At 56.7% G+C, this 19370-nt stretch carries 17 protein-coding genes and 1 pseudogene; 9 read left to right on the top strand and 9 right to left on the bottom strand.

Going from position 1 to position 19370, the window contains the following annotated elements; all coding sequences use genetic code 11:
* Nucleotides 1–4: 4 nt before the first annotated feature.
* The 5 genes from AB4Y96_RS09900 (at nt 5) to AB4Y96_RS09880 (ending at nt 5670) form a co-directional block, all read left to right on the top strand.
* Nucleotides 5–1192 (top strand): CaiB/BaiF CoA transferase family protein, encoded by a 1188-nt coding sequence (locus AB4Y96_RS09900; protein ID WP_441917041.1) that lies wholly within the window; start codon nt 5–7, stop codon nt 1190–1192.
* A complete protein-coding gene (locus AB4Y96_RS09895) occupies nt 1176–2825 on the top strand; it encodes a thiamine pyrophosphate-binding protein (RefSeq protein WP_441917039.1) in 1650 nt (549 codons plus the stop codon). Before AB4Y96_RS09900 ends, AB4Y96_RS09895 begins: the two co-directional genes overlap by 17 nt.
* Nucleotides 2826–2914: 89 nt before the next feature.
* Nucleotides 2915–3646: a glycosyltransferase family 2 protein gene (locus AB4Y96_RS09890; RefSeq protein WP_441917037.1), complete on the top strand. Its 732-nt coding sequence runs from the start codon at nt 2915–2917 to the stop codon at nt 3644–3646.
* Nucleotides 3639–3959: a lipid-A-disaccharide synthase N-terminal domain-containing protein gene (locus tag AB4Y96_RS09885; RefSeq protein ID WP_091877876.1), complete on the top strand. Its 321-nt coding sequence runs from the start codon at nt 3639–3641 to the stop codon at nt 3957–3959. Before AB4Y96_RS09890 ends, AB4Y96_RS09885 begins: the two co-directional genes overlap by 8 nt.
* Nucleotides 3960–3984: 25 nt before the next feature.
* Entirely contained in the window at nt 3985–5670 is a 1686-nt protein-coding gene (locus AB4Y96_RS09880) for an ArnT family glycosyltransferase (protein WP_441917036.1), read from the top strand.
* A 309-nt stretch (nt 5671–5979) separates the two neighbouring features.
* On the opposite strand, the gene AB4Y96_RS09875 is transcribed toward AB4Y96_RS09880, so the two are convergent.
* The 8 genes from AB4Y96_RS09875 to AB4Y96_RS09840 all read right to left on the bottom strand — a co-directional run bounded on the left by AB4Y96_RS09875 (nt 5980) and on the right by AB4Y96_RS09840 (nt 14918).
* Entirely contained in the window at nt 5980–7299 is a 1320-nt protein-coding gene (locus AB4Y96_RS09875) for a UDP-glucose dehydrogenase family protein (RefSeq protein WP_441917034.1), read from the bottom strand.
* Nucleotides 7300–7441: 142 nt separating this feature from the next.
* The gene (gene mgrA, locus AB4Y96_RS09870; protein WP_441917033.1) at nt 7442–8503 is read right to left on the bottom strand and encodes an L-glyceraldehyde 3-phosphate reductase; all 1062 of its coding nucleotides are present in this window, start codon (nt 8501–8503) and stop codon (nt 7442–7444) included.
* Between the two features lie 140 nt (nt 8504–8643).
* Nucleotides 8644–9645, bottom strand: a complete 1002-nt coding sequence (locus AB4Y96_RS09865) for an ABC transporter ATP-binding protein (RefSeq protein WP_441917031.1) — start codon at nt 9643–9645, stop codon at nt 8644–8646.
* Between the two features lie 28 nt (nt 9646–9673).
* Nucleotides 9674–10741, bottom strand: coding sequence for a Gfo/Idh/MocA family protein (locus AB4Y96_RS09860; protein ID WP_441917030.1), 1068 nt, complete (start codon nt 10739–10741; stop codon nt 9674–9676).
* The gene (locus AB4Y96_RS09855) at nt 10738–11577 is read right to left on the bottom strand and encodes a carbohydrate ABC transporter permease (protein ID WP_441917028.1); all 840 of its coding nucleotides are present in this window, start codon (nt 11575–11577) and stop codon (nt 10738–10740) included. Before AB4Y96_RS09855 ends, AB4Y96_RS09860 begins: the two co-directional genes overlap by 4 nt.
* 12 nt (nt 11578–11589) lie before the next feature.
* On the bottom strand, nt 11590–12540 hold the full coding sequence (locus tag AB4Y96_RS09850; protein WP_091877886.1) for a carbohydrate ABC transporter permease: 951 nt from the start codon (nt 12538–12540) through the stop codon (nt 11590–11592).
* A 171-nt stretch (nt 12541–12711) separates the two neighbouring features.
* Entirely contained in the window at nt 12712–13971 is a 1260-nt protein-coding gene (locus AB4Y96_RS09845; protein WP_091877887.1) for an ABC transporter substrate-binding protein, read from the bottom strand.
* Between the two features lie 35 nt (nt 13972–14006).
* Nucleotides 14007–14918, bottom strand: a complete 912-nt coding sequence (locus tag AB4Y96_RS09840; RefSeq protein ID WP_441917026.1) for an N-acetylmuramic acid 6-phosphate etherase — start codon at nt 14916–14918, stop codon at nt 14007–14009.
* Nucleotides 14919–15116: 198 nt separating this feature from the next.
* Between AB4Y96_RS09840 and AB4Y96_RS09835 the strand changes: the two genes are divergently transcribed.
* Genes AB4Y96_RS09835 through nagA form a run of 4 tightly spaced genes read left to right on the top strand, consistent with a single transcriptional unit; the run spans nt 15117 to nt 18970 of the window.
* Complete coding sequence (locus tag AB4Y96_RS09835; RefSeq protein WP_441917024.1) at nt 15117–16004, top strand: BadF/BadG/BcrA/BcrD ATPase family protein; 888 nt, start codon at nt 15117–15119, stop codon at nt 16002–16004.
* On the top strand, nt 15997–16785 hold the full coding sequence (locus AB4Y96_RS09830) for a GntR family transcriptional regulator (RefSeq protein ID WP_441917022.1): 789 nt from the start codon (nt 15997–15999) through the stop codon (nt 16783–16785). Before AB4Y96_RS09835 ends, AB4Y96_RS09830 begins: the two co-directional genes overlap by 8 nt.
* Nucleotides 16786–16799: 14 nt before the next feature.
* Nucleotides 16800–17810 (top strand): SIS domain-containing protein, encoded by a 1011-nt coding sequence (locus AB4Y96_RS09825; protein WP_112529138.1) that lies wholly within the window; start codon nt 16800–16802, stop codon nt 17808–17810.
* Nucleotides 17807–18970, top strand: coding sequence for an N-acetylglucosamine-6-phosphate deacetylase (gene nagA, locus AB4Y96_RS09820; RefSeq protein ID WP_441917020.1), 1164 nt, complete (start codon nt 17807–17809; stop codon nt 18968–18970). The genes AB4Y96_RS09825 and nagA overlap by 4 nt, the downstream gene beginning before the upstream one ends.
* Before the next feature lie 196 nt (nt 18971–19166).
* Here the strand turns inward: nagA and AB4Y96_RS09815 are convergent.
* Nucleotides 19167–19370, bottom strand: a pseudogene (locus AB4Y96_RS09815) (IS110 family transposase); the annotation flags it as partial.

The following is a 19370-nucleotide window of genomic DNA, read 5'->3' as shown; positions in this document are numbered from 1 at the left end:
AATCATGACTGAAGCTCCCCTCAAAGGCGTGCGCGTCATCGAACTCGCCCGCGTCCTTGCCGGGCCATGGGCCGGACAAATCCTCGCCGATCTCGGCGCCGATGTGATCAAGGTGGAAAACCCTGCAGGTGGCGACGAAACCCGTGGCTGGGGCCCGCCCTTCATTACGAGCAAAGAGGGTGAGAACCTCTCCGCCGCTTATTTCCATTCCTGCAATCGCGGCAAGCGTTCCATTACGGTTGATTTCACCTCGCCGGAAGGTCAGGAAACGGTTCGGGCGCTGTGCCGGACAGCGGATATCGTACTGGAAAATTTCAAGGTTGGCGGCCTGAAAAAATACGGCCTCGACTATGAAACATTGAGCGCCGACAATCCCCGCCTCGTCTATTGCTCCATCACCGGCTTCGGCCAGACCGGCCCCTATGCCAGTCAGGCGGGCTATGACTTCATCATTCAGGGCATGTCCGGCCTGATGTCCGTCACTGGCGAGCCGGAGCGCGAACCGCAGAAGGTTGGCCTTGCCGTCGCCGATGTTTTTACCGGGCTTTACTCGGTCATCGCCATTCAGGCGGCGCTCGCCCATGCGCAAAAAACCGGTGAAGGCCAGCAGGTCGATATGGCGCTGTTCGACGTGCAATCTGCTGTTATGGCCAATCAGGCGATGAACTATCTCGCCACAGGCAACAGCCCCAACCGCATGGGCAATGCGCATCCGAATATTTCGCCCTATGAGGTTGTGCCCACGTCCGACGGCCACCTTATTCTTGCCGTCGGCAATGACGGGCAGTTTGCGCGGTTCTGCGCAATCATGGGGCTGGATGGCCTCAGTGCCGATCCGCGCTTTCTGACCAATCGATCCCGACTGGAAAACCGCACCGAACTGACCGCCCTGATCCGGGCGGAAACACAAAAGCGCACAAGGGCCGATCTGCTTGAAGCCTGCGCGCAAAATGCTGTTCCCGCCGGGCCGATCAACCGTATCGGTGAAATGTTCGATGACCCGCAGATCGTCTCGCGGCAATTGCGGCTCGATCTTGATGATGCCCATGGCAGCAGCATTCCCTCGGTGCGCACGCCGATCGTCATGTCGAAAACACCCCTTACCTATAACCGACCCTCGCCACGCCTTGGCGAACACAGCGCAGACATTCTCCAGGAATTAAAGGACGCATCCGATGAAAACCGGCGGTGAATTGATCGTAGAAGCACTCAAGGCCAATGGCGCGGAACAGCTGTTTTGCGTTCCCGGCGAAAGCTACCTCGCGGTGCTCGATGCGCTTGTGGATGCCGATGTGGGTGTAACAGTCTGCCGGGCCGAAGGTGGCGCGGCGATGATGGCCGAGGCTTGGGGTAAACTCACCGGCAAGCCCGGCATCTGCTTTGTCACCCGTGGTCCGGGAGCCACCAATGCCTCGCCGGGCATTCACATCGCCATGCAGGATTCAACGCCGCTGATTCTGTTCATCGGGCAGGTGCAGCGCGAGGCGCGGGAACGTGAAGCATTTCAGGAAGTGGAGTATCGCCGCTTCTTTGCTGATACTGCCAAATGGGTGGCCGAGATCGACGACGCCCGCCGCATCCCGGAATTCGTCACCCGCGCATTCTCCGTGGCGACATCAGGCCGTCCCGGCCCTGTCGTGCTTGCCCTGCCGGAAGATATGCTGACCGACAAGGTTGAAGCTGTCGCCGCGCAGGGTTGGCAGCCTGTTGCAACGGGCCCCTCATCCGCCAGTATCGAGAAACTTGCCGACCTTTTGCAGGGTGCCAAAAAGCCATTCATGATTCTGGGGGGGTCGCGCTGGGATGAAGCGGCGGTTCGCTCCATCACCCGTTTTGCCGAAAAATGGCACCTGCCGGTTGGTTGTTCCTTCCGCCGCCAGATGCTGTTCGATCATCTTCATCCAAATTACGCTGGCGATGTTGGTATTGGTATCAATCCGGCGCTTGGTACGCGGGTGAAGGAAGCCGATGTGCTTCTGCTTGTTGGTGGACGGTTCGGCGAAATGCCATCATCAGGCTATACGCTGATGGACAGTCCCTACCCCAAGCAGACACTGATCCATGTGCACCCTGATGCCAATGAACTCGGCCGCGTCTATCGCCCCGCACTTGCCATCAATGCCGCGCCGGATGCCTTCGCCGAAGCGGTCGAGCATTTAGCGCCGCCATCGCACATCAATTGGCCTGATGAAGCTGAGATTGCACACGCTGCCTATCTCAAATGGTCGACGCCACCACAAACAGGCCCCGGCAATGTCGCCATGGGCCCGATCATGACTTATCTTGAAAGCGTTCTGCCTGAAGATGCGATCATGACCAATGGTGCTGGCAACTACGCCACTTGGCTGCATCGTTTCCACCGCTTCCGCCGTTTCGGCACACAGGCGGCGCCGACCTCCGGTTCGATGGGTTATGGGCTCCCCGCTGCTGTCGCAGCAAAGCGACTTTATCCTGAACGAACAGTCGTCTGTTTTGCCGGAGATGGCTGCTTTCTGATGAATGGTCAGGATTTTGCGACGGCGGTCAAATATAACCTGCCAATCATCGTGCTTGTCATCAACAACAATATATATGGCACCATCCGCATGCATCAGGAGCGGGAATATCCCGGACGCGTCTCGGCAACCGACCTGACCAACCCGGATTTTGCCATGCTGGCCCGTGCCTATGGCGGCCATGGCGAGACGGTTGAAGCCACCGCAGATTTCGAAGGCGCATGGCAAAGGTCGGTCCAAAGCGGCAAACCATCGATCATCGAAATCCGGCTTGATCCGGAGGCGATCACCCCTGCCAAGACCTTGACGGATATTCGCAATAAGCGTTGATCATTCCCCGTTGAATGATTTGAGGATGGAAAGGCGGCTCTTTCAATGTTAAGGAGCGCGCCTGACCAGATAATACGAAAGTCTGCAACTTGAGCAATCCGGCAATCACAATTGTAATTCCATGCCGAAACGAGGCCGCCAATCTGGCCTTTCTTCTCGACGAAGTGGATGCAGCCATGGAAGGCCGCAACTACGAGGTGGTGGTCGTGGATGATGGCTCGACTGATGGAACCGGCGATGCCTTGGGCGAACGCATACGCGCGGGCAAGCCGCTGCGCCACGTCAGGCATGACAAATCAGCGGGCCAGAGTGCCGCTGTACGATCAGGCGTTTTTGCAGCCAAAGGCGCAATTGTCGTCACCATGGATGGCGACGGTCAAAATGATCCCGCTTATCTGCCAAAACTGGCCGATGCATTGATTGAAGCTGGCCCATCTGTCGGCATTGCCGCCGGTCAGCGCCTGAAGCGCACTGACACCAAGCTGAAACAAATCTCTTCCAAGCTTGCCAACAACCTGCGCGGCGCGATCCTCAAGGACAATACGCGCGATTCCGGTTGCGGCTTGAAGGCACTGCACACCCAGCTTTTCCGCGAACTGCCATTCTTCGACGGCTGGCACCGCTATCTGCCAGCCCTCGTGATCCGCGAAGGTTTTGGCGTCGTCCATGTGGATGTGGTGGACCGCGAACGCCGCCACGGCAAATCCAACTATGGTATTCTTGACCGCGGCCTGCGCGGTATTTTAGACCTCTATGGCGTGTGGTGGCTGAGAAAGCGCCGCAAGACCGTTCCAACAATTACGGAGATCAGCCATGGCTGACGCAATTAGCAATTGGCTTCACTCGGTCTTCGTTGCCCAGTTTGACGCCTGGATACTTCTCGGCTTCTTTGCCCAGGGCTGCTTTACCATGCGCTTTGTGGTGCAGTGGATCGCCTCGGAAAAGGCCAAGCGCAGTGTCGTTCCTGTTACCTTCTGGTTCTTCTCGCTGTTCGGCGGCGTCCTGCTGTTCATCTATGCCATCGTGCGCAAGGACCCGGTGTTCATTGCCGGACAGGGATTGGGCCTTTTCGTCTACATCCGCAATCTCTGGCTGATCGCCAATGAAAAGAAAGCAATGACGCAGGATACATGAGCCAAAGGCACAGCAAGGCGCGATCATGACCCATTCTGACCCTGCCTCTGCGGGCACTGCAAAACTCCGTTTCAGCCACTATCTGCTGCTTATTTTTATCTGCCTCGTGTCATTCGTGCCGGGAATAGCTTCGATCCCGCCGCTCGACCGCGATGAATCGCGCTATATTCAGGCCACGCACCAGATGGCGGAAACCGGCGATTACGTCGATATCCGCTTTCAGGATGCCTCGCGTTACAAAAAGCCCGTCGGGATTTACTGGCTCCAGAGCGCTGTCCTGAAAGTGACAGGCTATGACCATACGGCACCCGTCTGGACCTACCGGCTTGTGTCGGTGATCGGCGCTACCCTTGCTGTGCTGGCCACGGCGGCACTTGGCGCATTCCTGTTCGGCCAGAGTGCCGGTCTTCTCGCGGGCTTGGCGCTGGCAGCCATTGTCATGCTTGGATTTGAAGCGCGCGTGGCAAAGACCGATGCCACCCTGCTCGCCACCGTGATATTTGCGCAAGGTGCGCTCGCATCGATGTGGATGGCCAGCCGCAACAACGCTCCGGCCAAATGGGCACCTGCCCTCATCTTCTGGGTCGCAACAGCCGTGGGCGTCTTGATCAAAGGGCCGATCACGCCCTTTGTCAGCGTCCTCACCGCTGCCACGCTCTGCCTTTTCTATCGTGAGTGGCAATGGTTGAAACGCCTGAAACCCCTGACCGGCATCGTCATTCTTCTGGTCATTGTCCTGCCATGGCTGATCCTGATCACATTGAAAAGCGGTGGCGCATTCTTCAACGAATCCGTTGGTAATGATCTGCTTTCCAAAGTGGGCGACGGACAGGAAAGCCACGGCGCACCACCCGGCTATTTCGCACTGATTTTCGTGGTCTTCATCTGGCCATTTGGCGTCATGGCCATTCGCGGCGGCTTACAGGCTCTGAGCCGCTTTCGCACCGATCCCCGTCTGGCCTTTCTGACGGCATGGTACATTCCCTATTGGCTGGTGACGGAGATGATCCCGACCAAGCTGCCGCACTATATCCTGCCCGCCTACCCCGCACTTCTGCTGATGATGGCATGGGCCGTGGATACGGGTATCGCAAGCCAGCCCTATCGCGGACGCTGGCAAATCTGGCTGGAGCGCCTGACGCTTCTCGGACTGGCCATTGCAACACTTGGCCTGATGGGCGCAGCCACGGTTCTGCCATGGGTGATGGCTCATACGGTGACAATTCCGGGCATCATTGCCTTCTTCACAGCGGCGGCTGCAGGCATCTTTGCCAGCGGGCTCGTGCTGAAGGATGATCTGAAACGCGCCGTGCAGGCGGCGGCTGGCTTTGGCATCGTGACGCTGGCACTGCTCACATGGGGCGTTGTCCCCGCCATCACGCCGATCTGGATGAGCCCTGCCATCAACAATGCCTTCAATGCAGCAAAGCCATGCCCTGACAGCGTGCTGGCATCGGCCGGTTATGCCGAGCCGAGCCTTGTTTTTCTGGCTGGCACAAAAACTATTCTGACCGATGGTGCGGGAGCGGCAAAATATCTTCTCGATAACCCCGCCTGCGCGATTTCAGCTGTTGATGAGCGCAATCAGGCAGAGTTTTTGCAAAACCTGCCTCAGGGGGAAAAATCCGTTGTGGCAGTTGGTAGCGTTTCGGGGATTAACTACAGCAAAGGCCGCAAGACAATAATTACGCTTTATAAGGCTGTGCGGTAAGCTGGCTGTATCTTTGCGGTTGCAGATGCGGTGGTGCGTGGTTCGACATAACAACCATGAGGGAGAGTGGTGGGCTGCAACGATAGTCGCGACGTTGCAGAATTCAGCTCCCCTCACCACCCATCTCCGTCATCCTCGGGCTTGACCCGAGGACCCATAATTTAAAAGCGGTGAATATCCGGTTCGTTTGATTTCTTTGGTCGTGGGTCCTCGGGTCAAGCCCGAGGATGACGGAGAGAGGCGCGGTGTGGGAGCCAAGTACTGCAACATTGGCAACTATCATTGCATCCACACTCTCCCTCATGGTTGTTATGTCGAACCACCCAACCGTGGGCGGCCAAGCGAATGATATTCCAGCCCGGCACCATCAAGATCCTGTTCGCCGAAAACATTGCGCAGATCGAACAGCACATTACCCTTCATCAGATTGGCGACTTTTTTCAGATCAAGCGCGCGGTAGGCGTTCCATTCGGTCAGGAGCACGGTGATATCAGCGCCCTCAATGGCTTCATAGGCTGACTTGCACCAGATAACACCGGGCAGAACAGGCTCGGCTGCTGAGCGAGCTTCCGGGTCATGCGCGCGGACTGTCAGGCCGGCTTTTTGCAGGGCCGGAATGATATCGAGCGAGGGTGACTCGCGAATGTCATCGGTATTCGGCTTGAAGGCGATACCAAGCGCTGCAACCGTCTTGGCACCGCTTTTGGCAGCCGCTGCGATAACACGCTCGGCCATGGAACGCTTACGCTGCTCGTTGACGGTCACAACCTGCTCAATCAGCGTCTGCGGTGCATTCATCTTGCGCCCCGTTGCCGCATAGGCGCGCGTATCCTTCGGAAAACACGATCCGCCAAAGCCCGGACCCGCATGGAGGAATTTTGAGCCAATGCGATTATCCATGCCAATAGCGCGCGCCACATCCTGCACATTGCCACCGGTCTTTTCGCAAAGATCAGCCACTTCGTTGATGAAGGTGACCTTCATCGCCAGAAAGGCATTGGCGGCATATTTGATGATCTCCGCGTTTTCGAGCGTTGTCACAATCATCGGCGTTTCACGCAGGTAAAGCGGGCGATAGACCCGCTTCATGGCGTTGGCACCGCGCTCATCATGCACGCCGACGACAACGCGGTCGGGGCGTAGAAAATCCTCAACCGCCGAGCCTTCGCGCAAGAACTCCGGATTGGAAACCATGGAGAATGGAACATCGGGCCGCGCCTTGGCAATATGGGCGCGCACATCCGCATTGGTGCCGACGACAACCGTTGACTTGATAACGATCACCGCGCCGGGCTTCATGGCCGCCGCGATTTCATCAGCCGCCGCATAGATATATTGAAGGTCGGCCTCGCCGTCACCACGGCGCGAAGGCGTACCCACGGCGATAAAGATCACATCCGCATCGGCGACGGTTGACGCCAACTCGGTGGTAAAAATCAGGCGGCCGTCGCGGGCATTTCGGGACAGGAGTTCATCGAGACCGGGCTCGTAGATTGTCACTTCACCGGCCTGCAACCGCTCGATGATCGCAGGGTTTTTGTCGACACAGGTAACCTGAAAGCCAAACTCGGCAAAGCAAACACCCGAAACCAGACCGACATAGCCAGTCCCGATCATCGCAATCTTCATCGCACTATCCCATCCGTAACATCAATTTCGCGCAGACATGTCGCATATTCGCGCGGCGCTGCCAATTGCAGATCAAAACGCCAGCCACGAGGTCGCAGCTGGCGTTTTCGGTGTCTCTTATCTAGGCCATTTCACCGGTGGTTCAAGCCAGTTTTGGCGGCGTGCGGTCCGGTCCCCGGCGCTCGGCGGATGCTGCCCACAAATTGATGTTCGCATCGTTCGCATAGGTGTCGATTTCGGCAAGCTCGGCGTCGGTAAATTCAAGATTTTCCAACGACTTGACGCAATCGATAACCTGCTGCGGCTTGCTGGCACCAATCAGCGCCGTGGTGATCCTCCCGCGACGCAGCACCCAGGCAAGTGCCATCTGTGCCAATGTCTGGCCACGTTTCGACGCAATCGCGTTCAAAGCGCGGATATTGGCAAGGTTCTGCTCGCTGAGGAATGCCGGATTAAGCGATTTGCCCTGTGCAGCACGGCTCTCATCAGGCACGCCCTTGAGATATTTGTCAGTCAGCATGCCCTGCGACAGCGGTGAGAACACGATAGAGCCGATGCCGAGTTCTTCCAGCGTATCGACAAGACCGTCCTCTTCAATCCAGCGATTGATCATGGAATAGCTCGGCTGATGGATCAGGCATGGCGTGCCCAGTTCTTCCAGAATTGCCGCCGCTTCACGGGTGCGGTACGAATTGTAGGACGAAATGCCAACATATTGCGCCCGCCCGGAACGAACGATGTGGTCAAGCGCCATCATGGTTTCTTCCAGCGGTGTATCCGGATCAAAACGGTGCGAATAGAAAATATCGACATAATCGAGACCCAGCCGCTTCAGGCTCTGATCGCAGCTGGCAATCATATATTTGCGGCTGCCCCACTCGCCATAAGGTCCCGGCCACATGCCGTACCCGGCCTTCGAAGAGATAATCAGCTCATCACGATAGCCGTTGAAATCATTGCGCAGGATTTCGCCAAAAGCTTCCTCGGCGGAACCGGGCGGCGGGCCGTAATTATTGGCAAGATCGAAATGGGTAATGCCAAGATCAAACGCCTGACGGCAAATCGCCTGTTTGGTCTGGTGCGGCGTGTCATGACCGAAATTGTGCCACAACCCCAAAGAAATCGCCGGTAGTTTGAGGCCGCTCTTGCCACAGCGATTATACTTCATCGTGTCATAGCGTTTGGAGTCTGGAGTCCATTTCATGGCTTATTCTCTTCCCTGTCATCTGTCTCGCCGAGACGGACGATTCCCGTTTCAGCGCGCCGGACTATGAACGAAAGTCATAATGATGTCATGACAGGAAATGGCAAAGCCGCTTCGGTGGAAATGGCTTCACACTCTTCTCAAGCCTTGATGATCATGTCCTTGTCGTCGAAACGGTAGGTGCGCCCGGCATCCGGTGTCGCATAAAGCACCTGATCGACCTCATACTGATGCTCGCCGAAGAGCCGCACCGTCAGCGGGCCGAAATCGGTCTGCAGATAGATGATTGTATCGGCGCCGAGATGTTCCACATGGATAACCCCGCCCTTCCACGTGCCTGATGTGTTGCTGACCTGAATATGTTCAGGGCGAATGCCAACGGTCTTTGCCGTGGCGTCGCCGAGCTTTGCACCTTCGATCAGGTTCATCTGTGGCGAGCCGATAAAGCCAGCAACAAACAGGGTCTGCGGCGAATTGTAGAGTTCCATAGGCGAGCCGACCTGCTCGATCCTGCCCTTGTTCAAAACCACGATCTTGTCGGCCAGCGTCATCGCCTCCACCTGATCGTGGGTGACGTAAATCATCGTCGCTTTAAGTTGCCGGTGCAGGCGGGCGATCTCAAGCCGCGTGTTGACGCGCAGCGCCGCATCAAGGTTCGACAGGGGTTCGTCAAACAGGAACAGTTGCGGCTCGCGCACAATGGCACGCCCGATGGCCACGCGCTGGCGCTGACCACCGGAGAGTTCGGACGGACGACGCTCCAGATAATCATCGAGCGAGAGCATGCCTGACGCGACCTTGATGCGTTCCTTAATTTCCTCAGCGGGCTTGCCAGCCTGTTTCAGGCCAAGGCCCATATTGTCCCGGACAGAAAGATGCGGGTAAAGCGCGTAGGTCTGGAACACCATGGCGATGCCGCGCTTTGCCGGCGGTGTGTTGTTGACCTTCTTGCCATCGATCAGGATTTCGCCTGATGTTGCATCCTCCAGCCCGGCGATCACACGCAAAAGGGTTGATTTGCCACAGCCGGATGGTCCGACAAAAATCACGAATTCGCCATCCTTGACCTCAAGGTCAATGCCTTTCAGCACGTCCACGTGGCCAAAAGACTTGCGAATATTTTCAATCTTCAAAGAACCCAATGTCTTGTTCCCGTCTTCAAACTTTTAATTAAAGGTCTACAGGCTTGCCGGTGCGCACGCTTTCATCTGCCGCAAGACAGACACTCAGCGATCGCACGGCATCCTGCATGTGGCGGCCAAGGTCGATATCCTCGCGTATGGCTTTGAGCACAAAGGCCTGCTCCAGATCACAAAGATCCTGATGACCGGGTTCGCCCGCCATGTTGAGCAGTTCGTCCGGCTTGGCAAAACGCCCGTCAGCGCCCCTTTTGGCCGAATGCAACCGGATGGTCGATGTCTTGGTATGCGAGTCGATATCATCCGACTTGGCGTTCTGGTCCATGACAATGGACACACAGCCATTGGGCGAAATGACATCCTTTACGAAGAAAGCCGTTTCCGAAATCATCGGACCCCAGCCCGCCTCATACCAGCCGACGGAAGTGTCATCGAACAGCACCTGAAGATGCCCGTAATTGTACATCTTGGCGTCGATCTCATCAGAGAGTCGCACGCCCATGCCGCGTACCTGAACGGGCTTGGCATCGGTAATCTGCAACATCACATCAAGATAATGCACACCGCAATCGACGATGGGCGATGTGGTCTGCATCAGCGCCTTGTGGGTTTCCCATGTGGGTCCGCTCGACTGCTGATTGAGGTTCATGCGGAAAACATAGGGGCCGCCGAGCTTGCGGGCTTCACCGATCAGCCGCACCCATGAGGGATGATGGCGCAGGATATAGCCAATCACCAGCTTGCGGCCATATTGCTTGGCCGCAGCCACCACACGTTCCGCATCGGCAACGGTGGTTGCGAGCGGCTTTTCGACAAAAACATCGGCTCCGGCTGCCATGGCCGCAACCGCATAATCCGCGTGGCTGTCGGAATAAGTGTTGATCGAAACCAGTTCCGGTTTGAGTTCAGCCAGCGCCTGTTCGAACGATGGATGGATTGTATAGCCCTGCAATTCCTCGGCCAGCGGCACGACGGAGCGGTTCACCAGTCCGACAATCTCAAAACCGGGATTGTTGTGATAGGCGAGCGCGTGGCTTCGGCCCATATTGCCAAGCCCGGCAACCAGAACCCGCACGGGCTTTTGCGTATTCGCGCTCATTTGACGGCTCCGGATGTAATGCCGCGGATCAATTGCCGCGAGAACAGGAAGTAGAGGACGAGCACCGGCAGAATGGCGAGGGTGAGTGCCGCCAGAACCGCATTCCAGTTGGTGACGAACTGGCCGATGAACACCTGCGATCCCAAGGTAACGGTCTTGGTTGCGTCGCTCGGAGCAAGGATCAGCGGGAACCACAGATCGTTCCAGATCGGGATCATGGTGAACACGGCAACCGTGGCCATGGCTGGCCGCACCAGAGGCAGCACCAGCCGGAAGAAGATCGAATATTCAGACAGGCCATCGATACGCCCGGCATTTTTCAGATCGTCGGACACGGTGCGCATGAACTCGGTGAGAATAAACACAGCAAGTGGCAGGCCCTGCGCCGTATAAACGAGGATCAGCGCAGTCAGCGTATTGACGAGACCGGTTGCAACCATGCCTTGAAGGATGGCGACTGTACCAAGGCGGATCGGGATCATGATCCCAAGAGCAAGATAGAGACCCGTCAATGCATTCCCGCGGAAGCGGTATTCCGACAGCGCAAAGGCGGCCATGGCGCCAAACAGCAGCACGAAGAAAATCGACACGGATGTGACGATCAGGCTGTTCTGGAAGTACAGGGTGAAATCCCCCTGCTTCAGCACCGATTCATAACCGATCAGGCTGAAACTCTTTGCATCGGGCAGACCGAGCGGATTGCGGAAAATCGATGCCCGGTCCTTGAATGAGTTGATGACGGTCAGGAACACCGGGAACAGCGCAATCAGCGTGTAGATGATCAACGCCAGATGGACGAAACCGGAGCGAAGGGGCGACGTGCGGGCTTTTGCCATGATGAGACCCTCCTAGAACTGGTACCGGCGCATGCGCCGCTGGATGGCGAAGAGATAGATGCAGACACCGGTCAGGATGATAAGGAACATCACTGTCGCAATGGTTGCACCCATGGATTTGTCGCCAATCTGCAGCTGGAAGCCGAAGAAAGTGCGATAAAGCAGCGTACCCAGAATATCCGTCGATCCGTCAGGCCCCGCCAGCGCGCCCTGCACCGTATAAACAAGATCGAAAGCATTGAAATTGCCAACAAAGGTCAGGATCGAGATGATGCCGATGGATGGCAGGATCAGCGGCAGCTTGATTTTCCAGAACTGGCTCCAGCCGGTGATGCCATCGCATTCGGCAGCTTCCAGAACTTCTTCGGGAATGCTCAGCATCGAGGCGTAGATCAGCATCGTCGGGATGCCGACATTCTGCCAGACAGAGATCAGCGATACGGTGATCAGTGCCGTATCCGGCCTTCCCAGCCATGGCGCGAACAGCGATTTCAGGCCGACCAGATCAAGCAGATAGGGCGACACACCCCAGATCGGCGAGAGGATCAGCTTCCAGATGAAGCCGACAATCACGAAAGAAAGCAGCGTCGGCAGGAACAGCGCGGTCCGGTAGAATGCGCCGAACCGCAGCTTTGGTACGGAAAGCAGGGCGGCAAGGGCAACGCCGATCGGATTCTGCACCAGCATATGGATCAGGAAGAAGACAAAATTGTTGCGCAGGGCATTCCAGAAACTGGCCGACCACCGCGGCTCACCAAACAGGGTCTGGAAATTGCCGAAGCCGACAAACACGCTATGGCCGTCGACCTCGTTGAACAGGGACAGGCGCAATGTCTCGATCAGTGGCAGGATCATGATTGCCGTGTAGACGATCACCGCCGGCAGCAGGAACACAAGGATGTGCCAGCGCCGTGTGCGTTTGTCCTGACCCGTGTCAGACTGGGTATAGTCGGCCGTGCTCATTAAATCGCAAACCCCTGCTTCTTGATTTGTTGGTCATGGAAAACCGGTCCATGACTGCCGTTCGTCAAACGAATGGTCGACAATAATCGCAATATCCGGAGCGGCTCGACAAAACCTGCTCGCGATAAAGAAAATGCCGGGACGGCATGCACCATCCCGGCATTGAATTGCTTATTTCGCAGGCTTATACCAGCTATCGAGACCATCCTGCAGCTTCTTGGCTGCAACTTCTGGTGTATCAGTGCCGTTGATCACATTGGCCGATTCAACCCAGGTTTCGTTTTCGAGGTTCGGCTTGCCGCGCGACAGGATCTGATAGGTCGAGCGGATCGTTGGCTTGCACTTTTCGCGCCATGACACGAATTCCTGCGCCAGCGGGTCCTTCATCTTGACCGGTGTCGACGACAGGCTGAAGAAGCCCGGCAGCGCATTGGCATAGATGTCGGCGAACTCTGGCGAAGCGACCCATGACAGGAACTTCTTGGCGGCCTCAGGATTCTTGCTCTTTGCATTCATTGCTGCGCCAAGATCGGCATGATCCGAGATGTAGCAGGTATCGCCAGCCTTCTGGACCGGTGGCAGGAACGCGCCCATCTTGAACTGCGCCTGTGTGTTGAACAGCGAGATTTCCCACGAACCGGCAGGATAAATCGCAGCGCGGCCGAGTGTGAACAGGTTCTGGCTGTCTGGATAGGTCTGGGCTTCAAAACCGTCGCCGAGATAATCCTTCCACTTGGCGAGCGTCTTGTAAGGCGCAACCCAATCCGCATCGGTAAGCTTCTGCGTACCTTTGATCAGCGCAGTACGGCCTTCTTCGCCCTTCCAGTAGTTTGGACCAATGTTCTGGTAGCCCATGGTTGCGGCTTCCCAGAGATCCTTGGTGCCCATGGCGAGCGGAATGTAGGTGCCGTCCTTCTTGATCTTGTCGAGAGCAGCGAAGAATTCAGCTTCCGTCGTTGGAACAGCGATGCCGAGCTTGTCAAAAGCATCCTTGTTGTAGATGAAGCCGTGGATAACCGAGGCCATCGGCACGCAGAACGTGTCGGAACCATCGTCCGTGCTCCAGGCGGCCTTGGCAACCGGAGAGAAGTTCTCGATGCCCGGAAGGCTCTTCAGGCTCGACAGATTGCCGCGCTTGAACTGTTCAAGCGACTTGTCGAAGGGACGGCAGGTGATGATGTCACCGGCGCTGCCTGCATCGAAGCGGGCGCCAAGTGCGGCATCATATTCGGTTGGCGGTGTCGGTGCGAACTTGATCTTGATGCCGGGATTCTTCGCTTCGAAGGCCGGGATCAGCTTTTCCTGCCAGATCGCAAGATCGTCGGTACGCCAGCTTTCAATTGTCAGCGTGGTGTCGGCAGCGTGCGCGAAACCGGCCGAAGCCAGAATGCTGGTAGCCATAAGCAGTGTTTTTAAAGTCGTGCTTCCCATTTTAGTCTCCTGTTGCACCCTTTTGAGCAGTGCCGTTAACGAGAGCCGAGGCTCCCTTTGAGTTCCGAAAGCGCCGGGCGTAGCCTCTGTTGATTGCCTTCGAGAATGTGTGATGCCTGTTTTGCATTGGCGGCTCCGGCGGCCAGCAGGATCGCGGATTTCACCGAACCGCCAGATGAGGCCAGATGCTGCTTTGCATGCGCGATATCGCAGGCACCGATAGCCGAAACGATGATTGCTGCGCGCTCACGCAGCTTTTCATTGTCGGCAACGAGATTGACCATATAGCCGTCATGCACATGGCCGAGATGCACGGCCATCAGCGTCGACAAGAGGTTGAGCGCGATCTTCTGCGCAGTCCCTGCCCCCATCCGGGTTGAACCTGCGACGATTTCCGGCGGCGTTTCCAGCGTGATGGCAACATCAGCCTGCGCGAAAAGCGGAACATCAGGATTATTGGCAATGGCAATGATTTTCAGCCCGCGCCGTTTGGCTTCGTCGATCGCGCTGAGCGCATAGGGCGTGGTGCCGCTGGCGGAAATGGAAATCAGACAGTCGCCCTGCCCCAGTCCCGCACCGGCAATGTCTCTGGCGGCCTGCTCGACATCATCTTCATAGCTGCCTGCAAGGCGATTGAGGCTTTCAATACCGCCCGCCAGCAGAATAACAACGCGGTCAGGGGCAATGCCGTAGGTGCCAGGCAATTCAAGCGCGTCGGCAAGGGCCATCAAGCCAGAGCTGCCCGCAGCGGCATAGGCGATACGCCCGCCAGTGGCGAGAGTCTCGGCGGCCAGCAATGCGCCCTTGGCAATGGAATCCGTTGCGCGCGCCACCGAAGCCGCAGCCTCGATCTGCGCCTCGTGCAGCAAACGCAAAACATCTTCTGGCGATCGCTCGTCCAGTCCGGATGCCTTGTCGTTGCGTTGCTCGGTACGGGTTACCACCACTCGCCTCTCCTCATTGCGATAATTAATGCCAAAAAAATACCACTTGTCCAGCAGTTCTTAAAAAAATCCTGAATTGATTTTTGCATAAATTAAATTCAGCAACAAAAACAATAAGATAATTAAAAATGGAAAAAACATGGAATTAACGCTTGGCTATTGGTATTTTATTGGTATTCTATTTTTCGGAGGACGGTTGACGTGACATATCTTCTGGGAATTGATGGTGGCGGAACGGGTTGCAGAGCAGCTGTGACCGATAGGAATGGCCTCGTTCTGGGCATCGGCAAAAGCGGTTCGGCCAATATCATGACCGATATGGATGCCGCACGCCTGAACATTCTCGATGCCACGCGCGCAGCCTTTACCACTGCCGGCATTGATCATGCAGCGATTGCCTCCACGGACGCGGTTCTCGGACTTGCCGGGGCGCTGATCAGCGGCAACAGCAAAAAGTTGCAGGCAACACTGCCGTTTCGCCAGTCACTGGTCTTTTCGGATGGTGTCATTGCCCTTCAGGGTGCGCTTGGCGACAATGATGGAACGGTGGTCATCATTGGAACGGGGTCCTTCTTTCTGACACGCGACGGCAATGATATCCGTTTTGCCGGAGGCTGGGGCTTCAAGGTTGGTGATCTTGGCGGTGGCGCCAGAATTGGCCGCGACCTTCTGGAAGAAACACTACTTGCCTATGACCACTTTCATCCCTCCTCGCCTCTGACCGATAGCGTCATGGCACGCTTTGAGAACAATCCGCACCGCATTGTCGAATTTGCCCATTCGGCCCGTCCCGGCGATTTTGGCGGCCTTGCCCCCATGGTTTTCGAATATGCCGCGAAGAATGACCCGATAGCACTGGCAATGCTGCAGAAATCGGTAACGCAGATTGAAGAGGGTCTTGATGCGATCATGCCGTCAGCACAGGAACGTCTGTCATTGATCGGCGGCCTTGGTGCATTGTTTGAAGCGCGCCTTTCCCCCCGTTACAGAGCAAAGCTGCATAAGCCCCTGAACGATGCGCTCACCGGTGCCGTGCAACTCGCCGTGAAGAATTTTGCATCGGCGGGCAAGGAGGCGGTACATGGCTGATGGTCTGATCGATATCCTGCCGACGCTCAATGACAGCTCCGCCAGTGGTGGTCCGCTTTATGTCAAACTGCAACGGCTGATTGAAACGGCGGTGCGTGACGGCATGTTGCAACCGGGCGATGCATTACCACCGGAGCGGGAACTCGCCAACATCGCCGATATTTCGCGCGTTACCGTACGCAAAGCTGTTCAGGGGCTGGTGAATACCGGGCTGCTTGTCCAGCGGCATGGATCAGGCACATTCGTCGCGCCCCGCTCCGAGCGGGTCGAGCAATCGCTTTCGCATCTCACATCCTTCACCGAAGACATGGCGCGGCGCGGCATGATCGTCCGCTCCACCTGGCTTGATCGCGGCATCTATGCGCCATCGCCGGAGGAAATGGTCACACTCGGATTGTCATCAGGCGAGAAGGTCGCGCGTATCAGCCGTTTGCGCGTTGCCAATGACACACCCATGGCCATCGAACGCGCTGCCCTGTCCATTCATGTCCTGCCCAATCCGGAACTGGTAACGCTCTCGCTCTATGCGGTGTTGGCTGAGGGCGGCAACCGCCCGGCACGCGCCATTCAGCGCATTTCGGCGGCGATCCTGAAGGAGGCCGATGCCAAGTTGCTTGAGGTTCCCGCCGGTTCCGCCAGCCTCAACATCGAACGCATATCCTATCTCGAATCGGGAAAAGTGATCGAATTCACCCGCTCGATCTATCGGGCAGACGCCTATGAATTTGTCGCGGAGCTGAAGCTCGGCGACTCCTCGGAAATTTCAGGAGCAGTACTTTGACCAACGGAACACTCATGCGCGCGGAAATCCTGTCCATCCCGGATGTGACAGCACGGTTTCTCGATGCATCCCGCGATACGCTGGCCAATGCCGGGGCAAAACTGCGCGAGAAAAACCCGCCCTTCCTCGCATCCATTGCGCGCGGCTCGTCGGACCATGTTACGGCATACCTGAAATATGCAACTGAACTGACCGCAGGCATTCCGGTTGCCTCGCTCGGACCTTCGATTGCCTCGATTTACGGTGTGACGCTGAAGCTCGAAAGCGCCGCAACGCTTTCCATTTCTCAATCCGGTAAAAGCCCTGACATTGTCAGCATGACCAAGGCCGCGCGCGAAAGCGGTGCGCTGACGCTCGCTATCACCAATGAAATCAATTCTGATCTCGCCTATGCCAGCGATCTTGCTATCGATATTCTGGCCGGACAGGAACGCAGCGTCGCAGCCACCAAGACCTTTGTCAGTTCGGCGGTAGCTGGTCTCGCCCTGATCGGTCACTGGACCCAGAATGAAGAACTTCTGACAGCCATTGATGAGCTTCCCAAAGCGCTTGCGGCAGCCATCCGCTGCGACTGGTCGCCTTTTGGCGCTGCGATGAAGGGCGAAAACTCCCTGTTCGTGCTGGGTCGTGGACCCTCATTTGCCGTCTCTAACGAAGTCGCGCTAAAATTCAAGGAAACCAGCGCCATGCATGCGGAATCCTACTCCGCTGCGGAAGTCATGCACGGACCGAAGGCCATTGTCGGCAAGGACTTCCCTGTTCTGGTGCTGGCAACACGCGATGCAGCTGAGGATTCGCTCGTTGAGGCCGCTGACCGCCTGGCCGAACAGGAAGCCGCCGTGTTCCTCACGTCTGCCAAGCCATCAAAGGCGACCGCCTTGCCGTTCATCGCCACGTCGCATCCGCTCACTGACCCGCTGACCCTGCTGGTTTCGTTCTATGCTTTCGTTGAGGAATTTGCCCGCAGCCGCGGCCTTAATCCGGACGAGCCACCGCATTTGAGAAAAGTGACTGAAACAATATGAGCACTGCCTATACACTGACCGGCGCCGACATTTTCGACGGCGAAAACTGGCATACCGGTTCCGCCATTCTTGTTGACGAGGGCGTTATCTCCGGCATCGTAGCCGAAGCGGATATCCCCGCCGGTATCAGGCGCGTCGAAATGCACGGCGGCAAGCTTGTGCCCGGCTTTATCGATATTCAGGTCAATGGCGGGGGTGGCGTCCTCCTGAATGATGGGCCGACGGTTGAAGCGATAAGGACAATCTGCACGGCACATTTTGCATTCGGCACCACTGCTTTGCTGCCGACGCTGATTACCGATACGCCTGAGATCACCAACGCGGCGATTGCTGCAGGCAAGGCGGCAGCTCAGGAAAAGGTGGCGGGTTTTATCGGCCTGCACCTTGAAGGGCCACACCTGTCCGTATCACACAAGGGCACGCACGACCCGGCGCTTATCCGCCCTATGGAAGACAGCGATCTCGTGGCCATCATCGAAGCCGTGCAGGAACTGCCGGTTCTGCTAACCACCGTTGCGCCGGAAACCGTTCCCACGGACAAGATCAAGGCCATGGTCGATGCGGGCGTTATTGTCAGCATTGGCCATAGCGGTGCCTCCTATGACATTGCAATCGCGGCAAAGGAAGCCGGTGCTTCCATGGCAACGCACCTCTTCAACGCCATGAGCCAGCTTGGGCACCGGGCGCCGGGTGTTGTCGGGGCTGTTCTTGAATCGGGCGAATTGTCAGCAGGCTTGATCGCCGACGGGTTCCATGTGGACAAGGCTTCCATGGCAATTGCCCTGCGGGCGAAAAAAGGCCCGGCGAAAATCTTCCTTGTCACCGATGCCATGTCGACAATTGGCACTGACATCACCACCTTTACGCTGAATGGCCGGACAATCCGTCGCGAAGGCGGGCGCCTGACGCTTGAAGACGGCACATTGGCCGGTGCCGATCTTGATATGATTTCAGCCGTTCGTTTCGTGCATCGCGAGCTTGGGCTTGATCTCGATGAAGCCCTGCGCATGGCCTCGCTTTATCCGGCACAAAGCATCCGCATCGATCACCAGTATGGGCGGATTAGCGCTGGTTATGTCGCCAATATCGTTCACCTTGATGATGCGCTTGATGTTGATCATGTGTGGATTGATGGCGATGTGCATTACGCGCGGATGTAACAGATGATCCCATAAGGGGGTGCATATCTGTTATGTTTGGGTTGTTGTGCGTGGGTTCGTGGTTCGACAAGCTCACCATGAGGGAGAGGGATGATGCAACGCTAATCGCCGACGTCGCAGATCACAAAGGKTGCAGAACTTGACTCCCTTKCATCCYCACTCTCCCTCATGGTGAGCAACTGTGTTTGGGTGTTGATCAGATTTGGTGTTCTAATCTCCATGGTGTGTCGGTTTTGATGATGGCGTTGATGATGACGATGAGTTTTCGCATGATGGCCACAATTGCAACCTTGAAGGGTTTTCCAGCGGCTCTGAGTTTCTGGTAGAAGCGTGCCAGTGGCTGGCTCTTGGCCCTTATGATGGAAAGGCACGCCATGTAGAGGATGCGCCTGATATGAGG

Origin of the sequence: Phyllobacterium sp. TAF24, assembly GCF_052113785.1 — a bacterium.
Classification (GTDB): Bacteria; Pseudomonadota; Alphaproteobacteria; order Rhizobiales; family Rhizobiaceae; genus Phyllobacterium.
Note: the sequence above shows the minus strand (reverse complement) of the source record. Positions and strands in the feature narration are given on the sequence as shown.